At 72.3% G+C, this 20,633-nt stretch carries 18 protein-coding genes; 1 reads left to right on the top strand and 17 read right to left on the bottom strand.

Annotated features, from left to right (window positions below; genetic code table 11):
- The 12 genes from ACIBJH_RS13315 to ACIBJH_RS13260 are packed head-to-tail and all read right to left on the bottom strand — an operon-like array spanning position 1 to position 11,063.
- Positions 1 to 1,698: a fatty acyl-AMP ligase gene (locus tag ACIBJH_RS13315; protein WP_399116969.1), complete on the bottom strand. Its 1,698-nt coding sequence runs from the start codon at positions 1,696 to 1,698 to the stop codon at positions 1 to 3.
- Entirely contained in the window at positions 1,695 to 4,421 is a 2,727-nt protein-coding gene (locus tag ACIBJH_RS13310) for an aminotransferase class III-fold pyridoxal phosphate-dependent enzyme (protein ID WP_399116968.1), read from the bottom strand. Before ACIBJH_RS13310 ends, ACIBJH_RS13315 begins: the two co-directional genes overlap by 4 nt.
- Entirely contained in the window at positions 4,418 to 4,678 is a 261-nt protein-coding gene (locus tag ACIBJH_RS13305; RefSeq protein WP_399116967.1) for an acyl carrier protein, read from the bottom strand. Before ACIBJH_RS13305 ends, ACIBJH_RS13310 begins: the two co-directional genes overlap by 4 nt.
- 47 nt (positions 4,679 to 4,725) lie before the next feature.
- Complete coding sequence (locus tag ACIBJH_RS13300) at positions 4,726 to 5,301, bottom strand: 4'-phosphopantetheinyl transferase superfamily protein (RefSeq protein WP_399116966.1); 576 nt, start codon at positions 5,299 to 5,301, stop codon at positions 4,726 to 4,728.
- 8 nt (positions 5,302 to 5,309) lie between these two features.
- Positions 5,310 to 5,561 (bottom strand): hypothetical protein, encoded by a 252-nt coding sequence (locus tag ACIBJH_RS13295; protein WP_399116965.1) that lies wholly within the window; start codon positions 5,559 to 5,561, stop codon positions 5,310 to 5,312.
- A complete protein-coding gene (locus tag ACIBJH_RS13290; protein ID WP_399116964.1) occupies positions 5,554 to 6,408 on the bottom strand; it encodes an alpha/beta fold hydrolase in 855 nt (284 codons plus the stop codon). Before ACIBJH_RS13290 ends, ACIBJH_RS13295 begins: the two co-directional genes overlap by 8 nt.
- Positions 6,398 to 7,399 carry an NAD(P)H-dependent flavin oxidoreductase gene (locus ACIBJH_RS13285; RefSeq protein WP_399116963.1) on the bottom strand — a complete coding sequence of 334 codons (1,002 nt, stop codon included), beginning with the start codon at positions 7,397 to 7,399 and terminating at the stop codon, positions 6,398 to 6,400. The genes ACIBJH_RS13290 and ACIBJH_RS13285 overlap by 11 nt, the downstream gene beginning before the upstream one ends.
- On the bottom strand, positions 7,399 to 8,229 hold the full coding sequence (locus ACIBJH_RS13280; protein WP_399116962.1) for a hypothetical protein: 831 nt from the start codon (positions 8,227 to 8,229) through the stop codon (positions 7,399 to 7,401). The genes ACIBJH_RS13285 and ACIBJH_RS13280 overlap by 1 nt, the downstream gene beginning before the upstream one ends.
- Positions 8,226 to 8,468, bottom strand: coding sequence for an acyl carrier protein (locus tag ACIBJH_RS13275; RefSeq protein ID WP_399116961.1), 243 nt, complete (start codon positions 8,466 to 8,468; stop codon positions 8,226 to 8,228). Before ACIBJH_RS13275 ends, ACIBJH_RS13280 begins: the two co-directional genes overlap by 4 nt.
- Complete coding sequence (locus tag ACIBJH_RS13270; protein WP_399116960.1) at positions 8,465 to 9,343, bottom strand: diiron oxygenase; 879 nt, start codon at positions 9,341 to 9,343, stop codon at positions 8,465 to 8,467. The genes ACIBJH_RS13275 and ACIBJH_RS13270 overlap by 4 nt, the downstream gene beginning before the upstream one ends.
- The gene (locus ACIBJH_RS13265) at positions 9,330 to 10,412 is read right to left on the bottom strand and encodes a hypothetical protein (protein WP_399116959.1); all 1,083 of its coding nucleotides are present in this window, start codon (positions 10,410 to 10,412) and stop codon (positions 9,330 to 9,332) included. The genes ACIBJH_RS13270 and ACIBJH_RS13265 overlap by 14 nt, the downstream gene beginning before the upstream one ends.
- Positions 10,413 to 10,457: 45 nt before the next feature.
- Positions 10,458 to 11,063, bottom strand: a complete 606-nt coding sequence (locus ACIBJH_RS13260) for a response regulator transcription factor (RefSeq protein WP_399116958.1) — start codon at positions 11,061 to 11,063, stop codon at positions 10,458 to 10,460.
- Positions 11,064 to 11,427: 364 nt separating this feature from the next.
- Here ACIBJH_RS13260 and ACIBJH_RS13255 point away from each other — a divergent pair, with 364 nt between their 5' ends.
- Positions 11,428 to 12,099 carry a TetR/AcrR family transcriptional regulator gene (locus tag ACIBJH_RS13255; protein WP_399116957.1) on the top strand — a complete coding sequence of 224 codons (672 nt, stop codon included), beginning with the start codon at positions 11,428 to 11,430 and terminating at the stop codon, positions 12,097 to 12,099.
- A gap of 108 nt (positions 12,100 to 12,207) precedes the next feature.
- Here ACIBJH_RS13255 and ACIBJH_RS13250 read toward each other — a convergent pair whose 3' ends face one another.
- From ACIBJH_RS13250 to ACIBJH_RS13230, 5 genes are read right to left on the bottom strand one after another with little or no spacing between them, the layout of a single operon-like run.
- Positions 12,208 to 13,806 (bottom strand): (2,3-dihydroxybenzoyl)adenylate synthase, encoded by a 1,599-nt coding sequence (locus ACIBJH_RS13250; RefSeq protein ID WP_399116955.1) that lies wholly within the window; start codon positions 13,804 to 13,806, stop codon positions 12,208 to 12,210.
- A gap of 56 nt (positions 13,807 to 13,862) precedes the next feature.
- Positions 13,863 to 14,666 carry a thioesterase II family protein gene (locus tag ACIBJH_RS13245; RefSeq protein WP_399116954.1) on the bottom strand — a complete coding sequence of 268 codons (804 nt, stop codon included), beginning with the start codon at positions 14,664 to 14,666 and terminating at the stop codon, positions 13,863 to 13,865.
- Complete coding sequence (locus tag ACIBJH_RS13240; RefSeq protein ID WP_399116953.1) at positions 14,663 to 19,132, bottom strand: amino acid adenylation domain-containing protein; 4,470 nt, start codon at positions 19,130 to 19,132, stop codon at positions 14,663 to 14,665. Before ACIBJH_RS13240 ends, ACIBJH_RS13245 begins: the two co-directional genes overlap by 4 nt.
- Before the next feature lie 57 nt (positions 19,133 to 19,189).
- Entirely contained in the window at positions 19,190 to 20,326 is a 1,137-nt protein-coding gene (locus tag ACIBJH_RS13235) for a saccharopine dehydrogenase NADP-binding domain-containing protein (protein WP_399116952.1), read from the bottom strand.
- Positions 20,323 to 20,502, bottom strand: a complete 180-nt coding sequence (locus tag ACIBJH_RS13230; RefSeq protein ID WP_399116951.1) for a hypothetical protein — start codon at positions 20,500 to 20,502, stop codon at positions 20,323 to 20,325. The genes ACIBJH_RS13235 and ACIBJH_RS13230 overlap by 4 nt, the downstream gene beginning before the upstream one ends.
- Between the last annotated feature and the right edge of the window lie 131 nt (positions 20,503 to 20,633).

Genomic DNA, 20,633 nt, shown 5'->3' with positions numbered 1-20,633 from the left:
TCAGAGATGGGGTTCGGCCGACGCGGCGACGAACAGGGCGTGTGCCTTGGCCCGTTGGAGCTTTCCGCTGGTCGTCTTGGGGATGCTCCGCCGGGGCACCAGATGGACGGCGGCGGGAGCCACGCCGGTACGGGAGCCGACGGCGCTCAGGACGGCCTGGCGCAGCGACGCGTGCCGTTCGCCGTCCAGTTCGGTCTCGACGATCAGGTGGAGTTCCTCGGAGTCGGCGCCCTCGGGGCGGTGGCCGACGGCGATCACCGCGCCCAGGCGGACCCCGGGCACCGTCTCCGCGGCCTGTTCGAAGTCGGAGGGGAAGTAGTTGGCGCCGCGGATGATGACCAGGTCCTTGGCCCGGCTGGTGATCCGCAGGTTGCCGTCGCGCAGGTAGCCGATGTCACCGGTCTTCCACCAGTCCGGCGCGGCCACGGACCGGGCGGTCTCCTCCGGGAGTTCGAAGTAGCCGCCCGTGCGCGAGGGGCTGCGGAACTGGATGTGGCCGATGCGGTCCTCGCCCAGGGGGCGGCCCTCCTCGTCCACGATGCGTACGTCGGTGCCGGCGACCGGCGCTCCGCAGTCGACGACCTGCAGCGCGGCCGGGGTGTCCGGCTCGGCGTCGAGCACCAGGCCGTCGGTGACGGCCGCCTCCCGGTCGATGGAGTCGTAGCGAAGTGGGCTGCCGGGTGGTCGGCTGGTGATGGCGAGGGTCGCCTCGGCCATGCCGTAGCCGGCCGTGAACGCGTGGGCGGGCAGGCCCCATGAGGTGAAGCGTTCGACGAAGCGCCGCACGGTGGCCGGCTGGATGGGTTCGGCTCCGCACAGGACTCCGCGCCAGGACGACAGGTCCACGCCCTCCAGTTCCTCGTCGCGGACCCGGTCGGTGACATAGCCGTAGGCGAAGTTGGGCGCGGCGGCGAAGGCGCCCCGGTAGGTGCTGATGTGCCGCAGCCACTCGGCCGGGGCGCGCAGGAACCGGGTGGTCGGCATGAGGACGGTGTGCGCGCCCGCGTACAGCGGGCAGAGCAGGCCGGTGATCAGCCCCATGTCGTGGTAGAGCGGGATCCAGCTGACCGTGGTGTCCGTGGCCGACCAGCCCAGCGAGCCGGCCAACTGCTCGCAGTTCGCGGCCAGGTTGGCGTGCGAGATCATCACGCCCTTGGGCCTGCCGGTGGAACCGGAGGTGCACTGGATCATCGCCAGGTCGTCGGGGTCCGGCAGTCGCGGTGGATGTTTCGGCGCGTCGTGCGCGGTGGCCCGTGCGTACAGTTCGGCGCCGTCGAGCAGCCGGGCGTCGACGAAGTGCGGGAGCGCGTCGAGGACCGCCGCCGTGGTGATGACCGCGGCGGGCCGCAGGTATCCCACGAGGTCCTTGAGCTGGCCCTCGAATCCCGCGGCACCCCCGAACCGCAGGGGGACGGCGATCGCCGTCGGCGCGGCGCCGAGGAGTTGGGCCCCGAAGAAGGCGGTGATGAACTGTTCGCCGGTGGGCAGGCAGAGCACCACGCGGTCGCCGTGGCCGACTCCTTGTTCCGCCAGGGCCGCCGCGCAGCGGGTGGCGTTCTCCAGGAGGGTGTCGTGGCGCACGGTCGTCTCGTGGCCGGGTTCCGGGATCAGCGTCACGCCTGATCCGTCCAAGCCGCTGTCCGCCTGGGCGAACAGCGCGTGCAGAATGCTCTGGGAACGCGGTCGCAATGCGGTCATCCGATGTGCTCCTCGATAGGGCCGAACTGGTCGACGATCCACGGCTGTACGGAGATGTCGTCCGAGACGATGCGGGCGGGGTGCAGCCCGTGGCGCACGGCCAGATCCCGGGCGGCCAGCACGCCGGCCGAGGCGAGCCCGCCGTAGGAAGGGCTCGGTGCCTCGGGCTCCAGGCCGAGCAGGATCGTTTCGGCCATGCAGGAGTAGAGGATTCCGGGCGGCAGGGTGATGCCGGGGAAGTGCGGGGTCTGCAGCCGGGGCAGCTGGATGCGGCCACCGGACACCAGGGTGACGTTCGACAGGCCCGACACCGCCGGGTGGACGTCGCCGGGGACCGCGAGGTCGCAGACGAGCACCTTCCGCTCGCCGGAGAGGTGGTGCGGAAGGATCACCGGGTCCGCCGAGTTGGTGGCGCTGACCACGATCGGGCAGTCCCGCAGCGCGTCCAGGTCCTCGGCCACGGAGACGTCCGTCAGGTGGGCCAGCCGCTCGGCGACGGTGGCCAGGCGTCGCGCCGATCCGGGCCGCCCGACCAGCACCAGCGCGTCGCAGTGCGGGGCGATCAGCTCGGCCATCACCGCGCCGATGTTGCCGATGCCGCCGACGAGGCCGACGCGGCGCTCGCCCTCGGCGCACTGGGCGAGTTCGGACTGGAGCAGGTCGTAGGCGCAGGCGGCGGTCAGCGAGTTGCCCGAGGTCACCTTGACGTCGTCCTCCACCACGTCCCGGGCGGCGTTGGTGACGATGGAGGTGTGTCCGCCGAGCCCGATCACCCTGGCGCCGAGCGAGACACCCAGCTCCACCGCGTCGAGCACCGTCCGGCGCAGCCACGGCCCCCGTCCCGCGCGCAGCGCTGCGTTGGCCTGGGCGGCGGTGAACGGGGCCGCCACCATGACGACTTCGACCTCCTGCCCGGTCTCGGAGGTGACGCGGCGGCGGGCGACCTCGAACGGGTCCAGCTCGCCGAGAATGCGGTCGATCGCCGCCGCGCACTGCTCGTCCGACCAGCCGGCCAGTTCCGGCGCCATGGCCGGCAGCTTTCCCGGGACGTCCAGGTTGGCGAGGAAGGCGACACGGGGCACTTCGGTGCGGCCGGCCCGGTGGGCCGGACGGTCGCCGCGGGGCAGCGGAACGTGCTGGGGCGGCCGCCAGTCGCCGGTCGCCTCGACGGTCAGGTGCTCCAGGAGCGTCGCGTAGTCGCCGTGGGTGAGCAGGGCGGCGATCTCGTCGAAGGCGGCGGCGACGCGCTCCACTTCGGCCGGACCGAGGAGCGCCGACGGCTGGACGCGCACGGTCGTGGGGGCGGAGAGCGTGGGGATGACCCTGATCCGGTGCGTGTGCAGGAGCCGGCCCGCGAGGAGATAGCCGAGCGACTCGGCGTCGAACACCTCGCGCAGCAGCCCCGATCCGGGCTTCGGCAGGGCGAATTCGACGCCCAGGAGCAGTCCGCGGCCGCGCACCTCCACGACGGCCTCGGGCCACCGCTCGGCCACCTCGGTCAGCCGGTCGCGCAGGAGCGTGCCGATCTCGGTGATGCGGTCCAGGTGGGCGAGGGCGAGATCGAGCGCCGCCGTCGCGATCCGCGAGGAGAAGTCGTCGTCGGCGAAGGTGGAGGTGTGGTGCCGGCCGAACTCGTCGACGTACCGCTTCCTATCGACCAGCAGCGCGGAGACCTTGGCGAGGCCGCCGCCGAGCGACTTCGAGAACAGGTAGTAGTCGGCCACCACACCGGAGTTCTCGGAGGCGAGGAAGGTGCCCGTGCGTCCCATGCCGCACTGGATCTCGTCGAAGACCAGTGCCGCACCGTGCCGGTCGGCCAGGTCGCGCAGGGCGGCCAGGGTCTCGGCGGGCACCTCGCGCACCCCGGACTCCCCCTGGACGGGTTCCACGAAACAGGCGGCGACCGGCGAGAGGTGACGCTCGGCGGAGTGCGGCACTCCGGCGGCGTCCACGACCACCGGGTGGACCGGGACGCGTTCGGCGTCGAGCGCGGCGAGCACCGCCCGCGGTGTCCAGTCGTCCAGGCGCCGGTGCCGCGGTCCCGGCACATGCAGGTCGGCCGGCACGTTCCCGCCGTGGGTCAGGGTGCCGGCGGCGGCCGTCTTGCCGTGGAAGGCGTTCTTCAGCGAGACGAAGACCGGGTCCGTCGTTCGCAGGGCGGCGATCCGGTCGAGTCCCTCGCCGATCACCTCCGCGCAGGGACGGCCGGCCGCGGGTCCGCTCGCACACGGCACGCTGCCGAGGCCGTCGCGCCGCACCCGTCGCAGCGCGACCTCGAACTCCTCCTGGAGCGCGCCGAGTCGGCGCCTCTTCTCGACGGTCGCGTGCTTCACCGCGGCCTCCACCGCGTCGGCGCCGGTGCAGCCGAGCGTGACCACGTAGTCGGCACCGGTGGTGGCACCGACGGTCTCCGACAGCCGCCGGGCCAGCTCGGCCGCTCCGGGGCGGACACTCGCCTGCGCGTGGAACGGGGTCTGTTCGTCGAAGGTGCGCCGGGCCACGGCCAGCAGCTCGGGATGGTTGTGCCCGAACAGTGAGGACCCCGCTCCGCCGACCAGGTCGAGCACCAGGTCCTCGTCCTCGGGATGTCCGGCCGCGTCCGGCGACCGCCGGATCAGGTAGTCGCCCCGGCCGGCCCGGTAGGTCACGTCCAGGTTCAGCGCGCGGAAGAGCCGGGCCAGCTCCGGGCGGGCGTAGCGGGCGAAACCGGCGTCGGCGTTCACGCGGCATCGCCTTCCCGGCTCACGGACACCGAGAGCGCGAGCGCGACCTGGTCGGCGACGTCCCGCAGCGTCCGCATCGAGGCCGCCTGCTCGTCCGATATATGGATGGCGAACTCCGTCTCCAGCTCGACGATCAGGCTGATCGAGCGGACGGAGTCCAGGCCGTAGTCGACGAGCGGGGCATCCGGGTCGAGTTCGGGTACCTGCAGCCGGTGACGGAACAACTCGTCGACGACCGCGAGGAGATCATGATTCATTGGGTTTCTTCCCCTGTTGAAAGCCGTATGGATCAAGGCCGTTTCGTTCAAGGCCGATTCGTTGACCGCCGTATCGCCACGGCGAACGAGAGATCTGTCTCCGAGCGAACCCACACCGGTACCGATTCGCCCCGGTACGACGCGATCAACGCGTCGTCGGACTGGTCGAGTCCGATGCGCCAGAACAGGAACCCGCCCGGTGTGCCGAGGCTGTTCATGGCCTTGAAGGCCGCTTCCTTCGCGGCGAACAGTTCCCGTGCGCCGTACCGTCCGCGGGGCGGGAGCAGTCGGCTGCGCTCCTGTTCCCGCAGGACGAAGGCGGCGACGCGCGGAGTGATGACGGCGCTCTCGATGTCGACGCCGACCGCCTCGGCCCCGGGGACCACCACCGCGACCGCCAGGCGGCCGGTGTGGGAGATCGAGCCGGCGAATCCGGCGGGGAAGCGCGGTCGGCCGTCCGGTTCGCGTGGCACGGTCCGTTCGGCCGACCCGGCCGCCGCCAGCGCCGCGGCGGCCGCCCGGCGGCCCGCCGCGAACTGCTGGCGCGGGCCGTGGGGCGGGCCCACCGGGTGCTGCGCGATCCAGGTGCCCGCCGCGACCGGCACGGGGATCTCCAGCGCCATCGCGGCTCTCAGCCGCTCAGTACCAGGACGTGCCCGGCCAGCGAGTCGATCGAGCGCAGCACCTCGGGCGAGACGTCGTCGTCCCACTCGAAGCCGAACGCGTCCTCCATCGCCACCAGCAGACCGACCAGCGCGGTGGAGGGCAGCCCCGCCTCGCGCAGCGACACGGTGTCCGGCACCTCCCCGGCGAACCGGGCGCCGCCGAGGTCCACCAGCAGGGTCCGGATCCGGTGCCGGACCTCGACCGCCGGATCAGACATGCGCTTCCGCTTCTTCGACGAACTTGCGGACGATCACCTGGAACAGCTCGGGGTCGTCCAGGTAGGGCACATGGCCGGCGTTCGGCATGATCTCGCAGCGGCCCTTCGGGAACAGCGCCGCCAGTTCGTGGCCGCGCCGCTCGCTGAGCAGGATGTCGTCGTCGCCCAGGACGATCACCGTCGGGACCTGGATGCGGGTGAGCAACTCCGGGTCGGTGTCGCCCTGTTGGACGAGGGACAGTCCGTTGGCGAGTTCCTCGGGCGTGGACATCGCGAGGAAGGCCTCGCGCAGTCCGAGGAAGCCCGGCGTTCCTCCCTCCTCGTTCATGAGCCCGCTGATCACCTCGGGGTACATGTGGCCGTACAGCTCCGCCATGCCGTGGTCGTCGAGCGTCCGCAGCCAGGCCTTGTTGAGCTGCCGGTGGCGCCGCATGCCCTGGGTGCCGAAGACCGGTCCGGCCAGCACGAGGCCCCTGACCCGGTCGGGATGCGCGAGGACCACGTCCCGCGCGAGCTGTGTGGAGGCCGAGGTGCCGACCAGGTACGTCGACTCGATCTCCAGCGCGTCGAGCAGACCGATCACGTCCGCCGCGTGCTCCTCCCAGGTCGGCTCCCGGTCGGTGCGCGTCGACGCCCCGTGGTTGGCGAAGTCGTAGGTCACGACCCGGTGGTGCTGCGCGAGGTCGCCCGTGCACGAACGCCAGAACGGGCTGGTGATGAAGAAGTTGTTGAGGAAGGTGATGGCCGTGCCCTCACCGCTGGACTCGTAGTAGACCTCGACACCGTCCCTGGTGCTCGTGCGTCGTGCCCCTTCGAGATATGTCAGGTCGAGTTCCTCACCGGCCATGGCTGTTCATTCCCTTCACGTGCTCGATGGCTTGGGCGTCCGGCAGGACGCTTGCGAACCCCGCGACCACGTCGGCCGCGGAGCGTTCCTCCGAGAGGGCGCCGCAGGAGTTGCCGCAGTACATCGCCATCTCCTCGATCCGGCCGCTGGTCGCGTCGGTCGGTACGGCGGCGCTGAACCGCGGGACGAGGTACGGCTTTCCCTCGACGACCGTGCGGCCGATGAACTTCCCGGCCTGGCCGGGGCGTTCGGTCACGGGCGTGGCGAGGACGCGGTGCCGCCGTCCGGGCCAGCCGATCTCGTACACATCGGTGATCACGGTGTCGGCAGCGCCGGCCGCGGTCACCGCCGTCTTGAAGTGGCCGTGGGCCCGCGACTCGTGGGCGACGACGAAGGCGGTGCCGAGCAGCACGCCGTCGGCGCCGGCGGCCAGGGCCCGGGCCGCCTCGGCGGGCGAACCGACGCCCCCCGCCGCGACCAGGCAGGTCCCGGGCAGCAGGGCCCGCAGGGCGGCCACCAGTTCGTCGCGGTGCGAGGTGCCCAGGAGGTGGCCGCCGGCCTCGATGCCCTGGGCCACCACCACCGCGCCCCACCGGGCCGCGTGCACACCGTCCTCGACGGTGCCGATCTGGACCACCAGGCGCCGGCCCGCCGCGACGACCCGGTCCAGGACCGCGTCGTCGGGCAGCCCGAAGAAGGACAGGTACACGCGGGGCGGTGTCTCGGCGAGCACCTGCGCCACCTGGCGGTCCAGGTCGTCAGGACCGACGACCTCGGGGATCAGGTTCACGCCGACCGGCCGGTCCGTGCCCGCCGTCACCCGGGCGAGGACGGTCGACAGGGCGTCGTCGAGCAGTTTGTAGCCGCCCACGCAGCCCGCCGCGCCGGCCTCGGACACGGCGCACGCCAGCTCGGTGCCGGCGACCCCGCCCATGCCCGACTGCAGCACGCTCACCTCGACTCCGAGCGCCGCCGCCACCGTGGGACGCATCAGCCCAGGCTCTCGACCGCGGCCACCGCGGCGGCGGCGCTGCCGAACCGCTCGGTCAGGGTGTGCACCCAGCGCTCCAGGCCGAAGGCGAGACAACTGGTGTGCGCCGCCGAGCCGTCGACCTGGATGGAGCACCGCTCGCCGAAGAAGTTCCGGTGATAGTTGACGGACCCGATCGCCAGGCCGCCCACGACGAACTCCTCCTTCACCGGGAACAGCCGCTGCATCTTGGCCTTGCCGCTGTTCTTGTCGAAGAAGGGGTCCGTGGCCACCTCGATCCGGTGGTCGAGGCCGAGTTCGGCGAACAGGGCCTGTACGGCGTCCTTGGCGCGACCCAGGAAGTCCTTCGCCGCGTCCTCGGTGCCGACCCGGACGATCTCCCGCATGGAGAAGCCGAGCAGCCGCTGCAGGCCGTCGTAGTGGTCCTCGTTGCGGAAGCAGGTGCCGAGCGTCGTGCGCATCGTCCCGGGGGCGGGCAGGACCGAGTCGGCGAGGTCGGCGTAGATCGAGTAGCAGGCCGCCGACGGCAGCGCGAAGGCCGTCGGCTGCATGACGCTGGTGGGGATGCGCTCCAGCGGCCGGGACTCCTCGGCCAGCAGGGGGGCGACGCGCTCGGGGTCGAGGCGGGTGGCGGCGAGCCCGAGGTGCGGGAAGTTGTCGTAGTAGTCGAACGTGTCGAGGTCCCGGGTCCGCATGAGGAACGGGAAGCGGAACTCCGGTGCCTCCCAGCCCTCTGCCAGTCGCCGGAACACGGTGTCGACGGCGCGCAGCAGGCGCAGTTGGGTGCCGTCGAGAACGCTCAGGCCGTTGTCGGTGGTCGCGGGCATCATGCCGCCTTCCGCTCGAAGAATCGGGCTTCGATCGCGCCGAGGGTGCGGAAGTCGTCCAGGTCCACGTCTTCCGGGTCGATGGGCTCGCCGGCCAACTCCTCCAGGAGGAAGATGAATTCGACGAAGGCCAGCGAGTTGATGGCACGGCTGTCGATCAGGTCGAGATCCTCGGAGACCTGGCCGAGCTTGGGGTTCCGGCCGAGGATGAACTTCCGTACTTCCTGTATCGGATCGCTCATTTGACGGCTTCCCTACCGACGCCCACCCTGGTCAGGAACTTCCTGGTCCGCTTGAGGATCCGGTCGTGCGCCTCGACCCGGGCCGGGTGGGCCAGGGCGAGCCGGCGCAGCGCCAGCGCGTCGGGGATGCCGGCGTCGCGGTAGGCGGCCGGGTTGTAGAGCGTCCCGATGCTGTACTGCAGGTAGTTCTCCAGGTACTCGGCGATCACCGGCACCTCGTCCGGGTCGTGCCTGGCGACCTGCCGCAGCAGGTCGGTGAAGATCATCCGCCCGAACGCGACGTGCCGGCTCTCGTCCTGGTGGTGCACCCGGTTGATCTCCCGGGCGATCGGCGGCAGCGTCTGGTCGGTGGCCATGTGCGCGTTGAAGTGGTCGACGATCTCCTCGAAGATCAGGATGCGCGCGAACACGATCATCTCGCGGGCCACGCCGGAGAGATGGTCGACCGGGTCGGCCTTGAGGGTCGGCTGCGCCGGGTACAGCTTTCCGCCGTAGCGCAGACAGAACTGCGCGAAGAACCACATGTGCTCGTTTTCCTCACCGATGAAGTGGTGCAGGAACTCGGAGACGTTCGCGTAGGTCTTCTCGTGGATGCGCATCACGACTTCGCTCATCAACTCACGGATGCCGTGGATGTTGAGGCTGAAGAAGTTGATCGCCTCGTACCTGGTGAGGGCGAGCTGCTGCTCGCGGGTGAGTTCGTCCCACATCGGTGTGCCGCCCAGCGTGGTGAGGCTCTCGCTCATCCACGGCAGGTCCGGCGCTATCCGGTCGGGCCAGTCGAACATTGTGTACGGGTTGTAGTAACCGGACTCGGCCAGCTGCTCCAGCCGATCGAGTTCCAGCACAACCGGCTCTATCTCACGAACCGCCATTTTGCACTCGCCTTTCGTGCCGAATATCCGCGTTCACGTGAACGGGCAGCCCTGAACCGCATTCATGGGAGCCGAAGGAAGAATTACCGGCAGCGGTGGACGGGATCACCTTGTTGTAGACCGACCCGAGGCACAGTTCCTGGAATTCCTCGGTGTTCGCCGAAAGCCGGGCGGCCAGCTGTGCCTTCGCGATGTCGACGGTCCGCAGCGCTCCGTCGTCGTCCTCGACCTCCACACACGCGTGCGGCAGATCGAGGGCGCCGCCCAGCACACCGCAGAACCAGCCCCGTTTCGCCTCGGCCCGGTACCCGGCCGCGCGGAAGCTCTCGGCGAGATGCAGGCTCGCCGCGATACAGCTCGTCGCGCCGAGGGAGTGCACCAACGCATGGTCCGCCTGCATGGGCACCGGGATCATCTGCCAGCGGTAGCCGGCCTCCAGGTACTCGTGGACCAGCTTGCGCAGCACCGGCGAGACCAGCGGGGTGCGCGCGCCGACCGTGGTGACGGTCGCCGAGAACCGCGCCGGACCGGCGCCGGCCACCGGTCGCACGACGTCGGCGATCCGCCCGCCGAAGCGGACCGGGTCCGGCTCCTCGAAGCGCCACGGCGCCTCCTCGGTGCAGCCGACGCACTCCAGCCGGACCCGGAAGTCCCAGGTCTTCTCCCGCAGCAGATCGTCGACCGGCCGGCCGGCGAACCGGAAGAGCATACGGAAAGCGAGTTCCGGCTGTGTGGTCGACTTTCCCGAATACATGCCGAGGTTGTAGAGATCGTTCACGTCGAAATGGCGCTCCCCGGCCCGCTCCTCAAAAGGAAGGCCGGCCTCGACCAACCGGTCGATGTCCGCCGCCGCGCAGCCGAGCATTTCCCGCGCCACGGACTCGGAATGTGTACGCGCCGCGTACTCGTCCGGGATGAATTCGACCGAATCCGCTACGTCTCCCCAGGATGCATGCATTCCCATACCTGCCGTTCCGCTGCTTCCCGGATTTCGAGAAGCGATATGGACATTACAGTCCGGGATCGGGGCAGGACAGATTGATTCCGCATGCTCATTGGTGCGTTCCAACCGGCAAGAATCAGGAAAGGAACGATTGACAGGAGCCGGATCCGGTCAGATCCAGTGGGCGTCCCGTGCCATGCGCACCGCGTCGATCCGATTGCGCGCGCCCAGCTTCGCGACCATGGCGGAGATGTAGTTCCGCACGGTCCCCTCGGACAGGAACAGCCGCGCGGAGATCTCGGCCACCGTGTCACCGGCCGAGAGGTACTCCAGCACGGACAGCTGCCTCATCGACAACGGGCAGTCGCCGTTGGACACCGCGGCGACCGTCAGCTCCGCGTCGAAGACGCGCTCGCCCTGGTGCACCTGGTGGATCGCCTCGAAGAACCGGCGCGGGGCCGCGCTGCGCCGCACCATGCCGGCGATGTCGCCCGTGAACGCCCTGCGCACCACCGACCGCGGGCACACGGTGGCCACCAGCAGTGTGCGGCAGCCCGGCAGACCCGCGATCTTCTCGGCGATGTCGAGCGTCTCGCCGTCCCGGCCGCCGAAGCTGATGACCGCGACATCCGGCCGGTGCACCTCGGCGAACTCCAGTGCGGCGAGGCTGCTGTCGACGGCTCCGGACACCTCGATCTCCGCACGCTGCTCCAGCAGCGCCGTGAGTCCGGAGCGGGACAGGTGCAGATCGTCGAACACCATCACGTCTATGCCCATACGCCCGCTCACCCCTCCGTCGCGTCCCCCGTTGTGGGCAGGCCCGAATGCGGTCACCAAGGGGAGGACAGGTGAGCCAGCATCCGGACCCAACTCCGATGGTACGGACGGCCCCACGCTTTGTCTACGCGTATACTTATACGCGTTCTCTTAATTCGCGCGGCGTACTGGCCATGCCAACTGACATGCGGATATGGTCGGTTGGGAAGCGGAGGACGGACGGGGGGTCCGGCATCGGGCGTTCGGCCGAGTCTCTGTCGAGCGGCCGGCACTGGACTGTGCGAAGTTGCGAGCCACCGGGGCGGGCCGCCGGACAACCACCCACCCCACCGGCAACGCACTGGACGACAAGGAACCGGAACCCATGCAGTCCTCGAATCGCCGTCCCGGCAAGATCGGCCGACCGCCCCGCCTGTCCCGGGAGGCGATTCTCAGCGCGGCCCAGCGCATCCTCGACGAGGAGGGGACGGGGAGTCTGTCCATGCGCCGGCTGGCCAAGGAGCTGTCCAGCACCCCCATGGCGCTGTACCACCACGTGCGGGACAAGGACGAGCTCCTGATGATGCTCCTGGACGCGCACGCCGAGCGGTTCCCGCGTCCCGAGCTGCCCGAGCCCCCGCGCGACCGCCTCATCGCCTGCGCGCAGATCCTCCACGACATCCTGGTGGGCTGTCCCTGGGTCGTGGAGGTGCTCGTCTCCGACAGTTTCGCGAGCGCCTCCGCGATGTGGATCGTGGAGAACATGGTCGACGCCCTGATCGAATGCGGGCTCACCGAGGAGGACGCCGCATACGCCTACCGCGTGATCTGGTACTACACCGTGGGTGAGCTGACCCTGCGGTTCAACCGCGAGCGCGCCCGGGACCAGAACCAGGAGGCCGCGCCCTATCGCACCCGGGTGATGGCCGCCGTGGCCGCCGACGACTTCCCGAGGCTGGCCGTACTGGGGCCCCGCTGGGTCGAGTTGACCTCCGCCGACAACCAGCGCCGCGGTCTGGTGGCCGTGGTCGACGGACTGCTCGCCCAGAACGCCTGACCCCACGGCGGTGCGACGAAGAGCGCACGGCCGAACCCGACACGTGCGGCGGAGAGCGCCCGTCCACGAGCGTCCCCGCCGCATGCATGCATGTCTCCGTACGCGCGCTCAGACCAGCAGCCGCGCCCTGAGAGTCCTCTTGTCGACCTTGCCGACCGGCGTCAGCGGCAGCTCCGCGAGCACCACCAGCCCGTCCGGCATCTTGTACGGCGCGATCCCGCGGTCCCTGAGTCCGGCCCGCACCTCGCGCAGGGTCGGCGGACGCTCCGGGTCCTGGGGCACCACACAGGCGCAGGTCCGCTCGCCCAGCAGCGGGTCCGGCAGACCGATCAGCGCGGCGGCGACGATCCGCGGGTCGGCCCGCAGATGCTCCTCGACCTCCTGCGCCGGCACCTTCTCACCGCCCCGGTTGACCACGTCGTTGACGCGTCCCACCACCTGGAAGTAGCCCGTCGCCGTCCGCCGGACCAGGTCGCCGGTGCGGTAGAACCCGTCGTCGGTGAAGTGGGTGCGGTTGCGTTCCGGGGATCGGTAGTAGCCGCGCACCGTGTACGGGCCGCGTGTGTACAACTCGCCCTGCTCTCCCGGGCCCGCCACCGTGCCGTCCTCGCGGATCACCCGGACCTCGTCGCCGGCCGTCAGCGGACGGCCCTGCGTGTGCACGACCACCTCTTCCGGGTCGTCGAGTCGCGTGAAGTTCAGGAGTCCCTCCGCCATCCCGTACACCTGCTGCAGGGTGCAGCCGAGTTCGCCGGGCACCCGCCTCGCCGTCTGCGGATCGAGCCGGGCGCCGCCCACCTGGAGCAGACCGAGGGAGCGGAGGTCGTGTTCGGTCCACCCGGCCGCGTCGAGCCACAGCGGCACCAGGGCCGGCACCAGGGAGGTCGCGGTCACCCCCGCCCGCTCGATCAGCGGGAAGCACGACTCGGGCGTCGGCGCGGGGGCGAGCACGGCGGTGCCGCCGAGCCGCAGCGTGCCCAGCACGCCGGGGCAGGCCAGCGCGAAGTTGTGGCCCATCGGCAGCGCGCACAGATAGCGGGTGCCGGGCCCGAAGCCGCACAGCCGTGCGGTCTGGCGGAGTTGGTAGGTGTAGTCGGCGTGGGTGCGCGGGATGAGCTTCGGCGGACCTGACGTGCCGCCGGAGAGCAGGAACAGCGCCACGTCCTCGGGATCCGGGGCCGGAAGGTCCACCGGGTCCGCGTCCACGTCCGCCAGCGCGGCGAAGGGTCCCGGGTCGCCGGTCACGAACACGTGCCGCAGGGACGCGGTCGCGTCCAGGACCTCCTTGGCGATGATGCGGTAGTCGCAGTCGAGCACCTGGTCCGCGCAGACGTACGCCACCGCTTCCGAGGCGTTCACCAGGTGGGTGATCTCCGAGGTCCGGTGCGCGGGCAGCGCGAACACGGGCAGGGCGCCCAGCCGGAAGAGGGCCGTGCACAGGACGACCAGCTCCACGTCGTTGGGCAGTTGTACGACGACACGGTCGGCGGCCCGCAGACCGCGGCCGTGCAGACCCGCGGCGAGACGGTCGGCCGCGCGGTCCAACTCGCCGTAGGTCAGCGTCCGTCGGGCCGTGACCACGGCCGGCCGGTCCGGTGCGCCCGGCGGCGTGGGCGGCAGGCTGCCCAGCACCTCGTCCTTCCAGTACCCCCTGGCCCGGTGGTCGTCGACGCACGACGCGGGCCACGGCACACAGCCTTCCAGCATGGATCCCCCTCGGTTCTCGGCTCGGTTCTCGGCATCTCGATGTCTGCCGCACTCGTTCAGGGCATGGCGGGCCAGGCCGGCGAGTCGGCGGGCAGCGCGGCCCGGACCAGGTCCCACACCCGGGCCAGTACGGTTTCGCGCCGGTCCTCCAGATAGAAGTGGCCGCCCGGGAACGTCAGTACGTCGCAGGCCGCCGAGGTGGTGGTGCGCCACGCGTCGGCCTCCGCGGCGTCCACCTCGGGGTCCGCGTCCGCCCGCAGCACGGTGACGGGGACGTCCAGGCCGCGGCCGGGCAGCGGGGCGTAGGTCTCGATGACCCGGTAGTCGCCCCGGATCGTCGGCAGGACGGCGTTCAGGAGCTCCTCGTGGGCCAGGACCTCCGCCGCGGTGCCGCCCAACCTCCGTAGATCCGCGAGGAGTTCGGCGTCGGAGGCGAGGTGGAGCGTGCCGCCGCGGGTGCGGTGCGGCGCGGGCCGGCCGGAGACGATGAGTGCCCTCGGGGCACGGCCCGCGGCGGTCAGGGCGCGCGCCGTCTCGTAGGCGACCGCGGCGCCCATGCTGTGTCCGAAGAGCACGGTCGCACGGGACGGCGAGGCGGCCATGTCCCGCACCAGGCCGGAGGAGAGACCCGCGACCAGGGCCCGCATGGTGGTGGCCGGTTCCTCACCGTAGCGGTCCGCGTGTCCGGGGTACTGGACCGCGGCGACCTCGATGTCCCAGGGCGCGTCCAGCGACCAGAGGCGGTAGGCGCTCGCGGTGCCGCCGGCGTGCGGGAAGCAGATCAGCCGTGCCCTGGCGTGCGCGCGCGGGGACGCGGTCCGCAGGCAGGACGTGACGGGACCGCGCGCGGCCCCGATCACAGCGCCCCCACCTCGTAGAGCTCGTCGGCCGTGGGGTGCTGTCCGGCCGGGCCCCGGGCGCACTGTGCGGCCGACAACTCGGTGACCAGCGCGGCCAGTCCGGCCACCGTCGGGGTCCGCAGCACGGCGCGCATGGGCAGTTCGACGCCGCAGCGGCGCCGGACGGCGGCCACGAGGCGGGTCGCCAGCAGGCTGTCCCCGCCCATCAGGAAGAAGTTCGCCGCCCGGGCCGGAGCGGGCCCGCCGAGCACCTCGGCCCACAGCCCGGCGATCAGCTCCTCCGTCTCGCCCCGCGGCGGCTCGGCATCCTGCCGGGGCCGGTCGGCGCACTCGGACAGCAGCCACCCGACCAGGGTGCGGTCCACCTTGCCGTTGCCGTTCAGCGGCAGGACGGGCAGGGCCGCGACCGTACCGGGGATCATGTGGGCCGGCAGTCGCCGCGCGAGCCAGGAGCGCAGCGCGTCGGGCGTCAACTCCCTTGGCCCCGAAGGGGATCGGGCGGTGATCAGCATCGTCCCGTCCGGCTCCGTGCGCAGGACGCGCGGCTCGGTGAAGCCCTGCCGGGCCAGGGCGCCCAGCCATCGTGCGGCGTCCGAGGGGTGTCGGAGTGTCGCTCCGCCCGGCACCGAAAGCGGCGAGGGCTCGTCCCTGGCCACGAGGAACAGCGGGGCACCGGAGCGCGCCAGCAGGGCCAGCGTCCCGGCGACGGCGTCCACGTCCGGGGTCAGAGCGAGGACGTCGTTGACGACGACCGCGTCGAAGCGGTGCAGTCGAGCCTCCCGTACCACGGCCGCGTCCTGCACCACGGTGGACACCGTGTGGGCACGGTCGGCCAACCTCGCCTTCGCGGCGGCGAGTCGGGCGGCCGACGCGTCCGTGAGCGTGTAGGCGACCGCGTCGGACCCGGTCTCCCGCAGGATGCGCGCGGCGTTCCTGCCGTCCCCGCCGGCCCACTCCACGACGGCGGGCGTCCGCCCCGCCGCGAGGCCGGCCAGGTGCTCGGCGATCCCGGCCAGGCAGGCCCGGGTGCCCGGCAGCAGGTCGGCGAGCCCTTCCGGGGTGAGCGCCGGTTCGTCGAGCAGCGCCGTGGGGGCGGCCTCGCCGGCGAGTACGGCCACGAGGAGCGGCACGGCACGTTCCCAGGCCTCCGCCACCGCCTCCAGCCGCGTACCGCGCAACCGCTCCCGGCATCCTTCGACGCCCCCCGCGTCACGCACCGCGGACCAGCGCGGGCCGGGCACGGGGGCCTGCTCGGAACCGGCAAGAACCTGACGATCCATCAGATACGTCACCCAGGCCGCGAGCAGCTCACGGCACTCCCCCGGCACCGGCGGCAGGCCGGCACCGGCCGCCCGCGCGAGACCGGACCGGGCCAGAACGGCGGCCAGGACCGACTCGGCCAGCTCGTGCTCCCGCTCCACCTCCGCGTTCGGCGCGCGCGGCGGCAGAACGTGCTCCGGCGCCGCCCGCGGGGTGCGGTGTTCGACGACGGCGGCCATGACGTCCTTGCGCCGGTCGCCGACCGCCACGGCGACCGCGTCGGCCACGGCCGGGTGGCTGTGCAGGGCCGCCTCGATCTCGCCGAGTTCGACCCGGAATCCGTTGATCTTGACCTGGTGGTCCAGGCGGCCGAGGAACTCCAGGGTTCCGTCGGGCCAGTAGCGGCCGAGGTCCCCGGTCCGGTACCAGCGGGCGCCCTGATGGCGGACGAAGCGCTCGGCGGTCAGCTCCGGGTCGCCGCGGTAGCCGAGCGCCACCCCGGCACCGCCGATCCACAGCTCGCCGCTCACCCAGTCGGGGCAGTCCCGGCCCTGCGGATCGACCACCCGGAAACGCTGGTCGGCCAAGGGGGTGCCGTAGGGGATGGACCGCCAGTGGGCGGGGACGTGGGTCACCTCGTGGAAGTTGGACCAGATCGCGGCCTCGGTGGCGCCACCGAGGCCGATGAGCCGGCAGCGCCCGGCGGAGGCCTCGCGCAGGGCGTCCGGGAGGTCGAGGCCTATCCAGTCGCCGGAGAGCAGGGCGAGCCGCAGCGACGCGGGCAGCCGCTCCCGGTCCGCGGCCGTGAGCAGCATGTCCATCAGCGCGGGTACGGAGTTCCAGACGGTCACCCGGTGCCGGCGGCACAGCTCCAGCCACCGGTGCGCGTCCCGCCGTTCGGCCTCCGTCACCAGGACGAGCGCGCCGCCCGCGGCGAGCGGGCCGAAGATGTCCCACACCGACAGGTCGAAGTCCAGGGCGGACACGGCCAGCACCCGGTCGGTCGCCGTGACGGCGAAGCGCTCGTTGACGTCCTCGACGGTGTTGACGGCCGACCGGTGGCTGATCTCCACGCCCTTGGGGGTGCCGGTCGACCCGGAGGTGAAGATGACGTACGCGGTGTCGTCCGGCGCCACCGGTACGGGCGCGGGAAGCGGCTCGGCGCTCAACGCCCTTTCCAGCGGCAGGACTTCGAGGTCCGGGTCGGTGCCGGGCCGGGTGCCGCGGTCGGCCAGGACGACGCGCGCCCCGCTGAGGGCGAGGATCCGGTCGCGGCGCGCCGCGGGCTGGTCGGTCCCGACGGGGACGTAGGTGGCTCCGGCGGCCAGTACACCGAGTACGGCGGCTGTCTGGTCCGGGCCCTTGGACACGCCGACGACGACCTGGCTCCCGGGGCCCACGCCACGTCCGGCCAGGGCGCCGGCGATGCGCAGGGCGCGTGCGGCGAGTTCCCGGTGGCCGACCGTGCCGTCGTCCGACACCAGCGCGGGGGTGTCGCCGCGCTGCCCGGCCCGGGCGAAGAACTCCTCGTGCAGCAGCCGTCCGCTCGGCCTGCGGGGCACGGAGTTGACCTCGTCCCTGCGCCGCCGCTGGGCGCTCGGCAGCGGAATGTCCGGGGTGTTCCCCCAGTCCGCGGTGACGAGTTCGCGCAGCAGTCCCGCGCAGGCGGAGAGCATCGCGTCGAGCACGCCGTCGGGGAACAGTTCCTCGACCGCGTCCCAGGCCAGCAGCAGGCCGCCGGTCCGGGTGCGGTACACCTGGCAGTCGAGCCAGACCTGCGGGGTCTGCGACACCATCCAGGACAGGTCGCCGAAGCGTTCGGCGAAGGTGTCCGGGACCAGCGGCGCGTCCACGTTGCAGGCGAGGACGACCGGCGCGGTGCGCGGTGTCCCGCCGTCGGCGCGCGCGAACTCGCGCAGCACGTCGACGCCGGTGTGGGCCGCGTGTCCGACGTCGTCGTGCAGCCGCTTCTGCACGGCCGCGGCCCGGTCGGCGAAACCGGTACCGGGAGCCAGGTCGACCTCCAGCAGCACCAGGCTGGTGAAGTCGGCGACGATCGCGCCGATGTCGGGGTGGAGCGTGTGGTCGCGGTCGAACAGCGGCAGGTTGAGGAGGAAGTGCCGTTCGCCGCTCCACCGCGCGAGGACCTCGGCGAAGGCCGTGGCGATCAGCACCGACGGGGTGATGCCGTGGCCGCCGGCCCTGCGCCGCAGCGCGGCCCACTCCTGCGGTGACAACTCGCTGGTGCGGCGCACGAAGCGGGGCACGTCGATCTCGGCGGGGTCGGTGCGCAGCGGGAGGGCGGGTCCGCCCGGCAGCCCGGGCAGCCGGGCCGTCCAGTACGCCTCGGCGCGGGCCCGGTCGGCGGTCCGCAGCGCGTCGCGGTCGGCGAGGTACCGGGGGAAGTCGTAGCGCGGCGCGGGCAGGGACTCGGGGTCCTCGTACAGCGCGGCCAGGTCGGCGAGGATCAGCCGGATGCTGTGGACGTCGGCGACGAGCAGGTCGACCTCGACGTGCAGGCGGCATCCGCCGTCCGGCGTCCGGCTCAGCTGTACGTCCATGACCTCTCCCGCGGCCACGTCCAGTCGCCGGTGGGAGAGCGTGTCGCGGCGGGCGAGCAGGGCCCGCTCGGCTGCTTCGGGGCTCTGCCCGCTGTGGTCGTGCACGGTCAGGCCGGGCCAGGCCGGCTCGTCGAGGACGCGCTGGGTGCCGTCGGCGTCGAACCGGGCACGCAGCATCGGGTGCCGGCGCGTCAGCGCGCGTACGGCGGTGTCGAGCCGGTCCGTGTCGACCCGCGGGGGGTCGAACTCCAGGTAGGCGTGGCAGCCCACACCGCCCAGCGGCCGGTCGTCGCCGCGGCCGATCCAGTAGGCCTGTTGGACGGGCGTCAGCGGAAAGGGTGCTGTGTTCAGGTCCTGGCTCCCGTGGCGGGCGGCGGGTCCGTCGGGCACGGGCCGGGGCGCGCGCCCGTCGCCGGTCAGGAGCCCGTACCAAGCCGTCAGCCGCGGGTCGGAGGCCAGCTCGGTGAAGTCGGCGCGCAGTCCGGCCCGGTTGAGCCGGCTGGTCAGTTCCATCAACTGCAGTGACTGGAGGCCGAGTTCGAAGAGGTTGACCTCGTCGTCGGCGGGCCCCAGCTCGGTGCCGAGAACCGAGGAGACCTCGGCCCTGAACCCGTCCGGACCGCTCACCATGTCGTGCTTCGACATTCCTACCCCCGTACTTCGATTCGACAAAGGTGTGGTGCACAGCCGTGCCGGTGCGGGTCAGAGCACGCCCGCCTCCATGGCCGGGACGGCGTCCGTTCCCGGTGTCCGCTCGCTCTCCGCGATCGTCGGCCCGGCCGGGCTGTCGCGCAGCCAGCGCAGGACCTCGCGCGGCGGCAGCACCGCCGCCGCCCGGTGCACCCCGTACGGCACCCGCCCTTCGGTGACCGCCACGGTGGCGAACGCGCCGACCAGACCGGTCAGTTCGGAGCCGTCGGGCCCGCGGACCACCAGGGTGCGCCGCACCGGCGAACCGTCCCGTTGCCCGCCGCGGACCCGCCCGTCGAGCCGTCCCCACAGCAGCTGGTAGGGGTCCCGGCCCGCCGCGTCCAGGGCGCCGGCCGCGACGAGTTCGTCGGCCCGCGCCGCGAGATCCCGCCCGGCGAGGCGGCCGACGCGCGACCTGCGCAGTACGCCGATCAGCGCCGGCCCGTCGAACGCGTTGTGCCAACGGGCCTCGACGAAGCCCAACTCCCTTGCCCTGTCGACCAGTTCCTCGGTCAGGAAGGGGTGGGCGACAAGCGGTCGCGGTACCCCGGGCAGCCGGAAGTCCTCCTCGGCGCGCAACGCCCTGGGCACCACGCGGCCCCGCCACTCGGCCAGCGGTGTGCCGTAGTCCCGCTCCAGGCTCAGCAGGTAGTCCAGGGCCCCGGTGCGGGTGAGGGCCCCGAGCCCCGCGCAGGCGCCGGTGAAGCGGGCGCCGGGGGCCAGGCCCTGTGCCAGTGCCCCGGGCAGCAGCCCGGAGAGCCCCGGGTTGAGGCCCGCCGAGAGGACGGCCGTGCGTCCGGGCACCGGGACGGGACGGCTGCCGTCGTCCATCACGTCGACGTAGTCCGCGCCCTCGGCGTGCGCGGCGCGGCGCACGTGGTCGAGCAGGAGGTAGGCGGGACCGGAGCAGTTGAGCACCGTACGGCAGCCCCGGCCGAAGTCCGCGAGGCTCCGCTCGTCCCGCACGTCGACCCGGACGGCGTGCGCGGCCGCCCCGAGACCGGCGGCGAGGGCGCGCGCGGCGTCGAGACTCCGCCCGCCGATCCGCAGCCGGAACCCGCCCTCCGCCGCCAGCCGGCGCGCGGCGGCGGCGCCGACCGCCCCGTATCCGCCGACGATGCCGATCAGCGGCGCGGTCCGCGGCGTCATCGCGGTACGGCCACGGCGTGCGCCGGGGCCGGTCGCGTCGCGCCGCCCACCAGCAGTTCGGCCACCGCCGCGGCATGCGGCGGCCGTACGCAGGTGAAGTGGTCCCCGGGCACGTCCACGAGACGGAGTCCGCCGGTGCAGACGATGCCGATCAGCGGCGCGGTCCGCGGCGTCATCGGTGTGCCGCCACGGCGTGGGCCGAGGCCGGTTCGCCCACCAGCAGTTCGGCCACCGCCGCGGCATGCGGCGGCCGTACGCAGGTGAAGTGGTCCCCGGGCACGTCCACGAGACGGAGTCCGCCGGTGCA

It is taken from the genome of Streptomyces sp. NPDC050548 (assembly GCF_044457385.1).
GTDB lineage: Bacteria > Actinomycetota > Actinomycetes > Streptomycetales > Streptomycetaceae > Streptomyces.
This window is presented reverse-complemented; position numbering and strand designations above follow the sequence as displayed.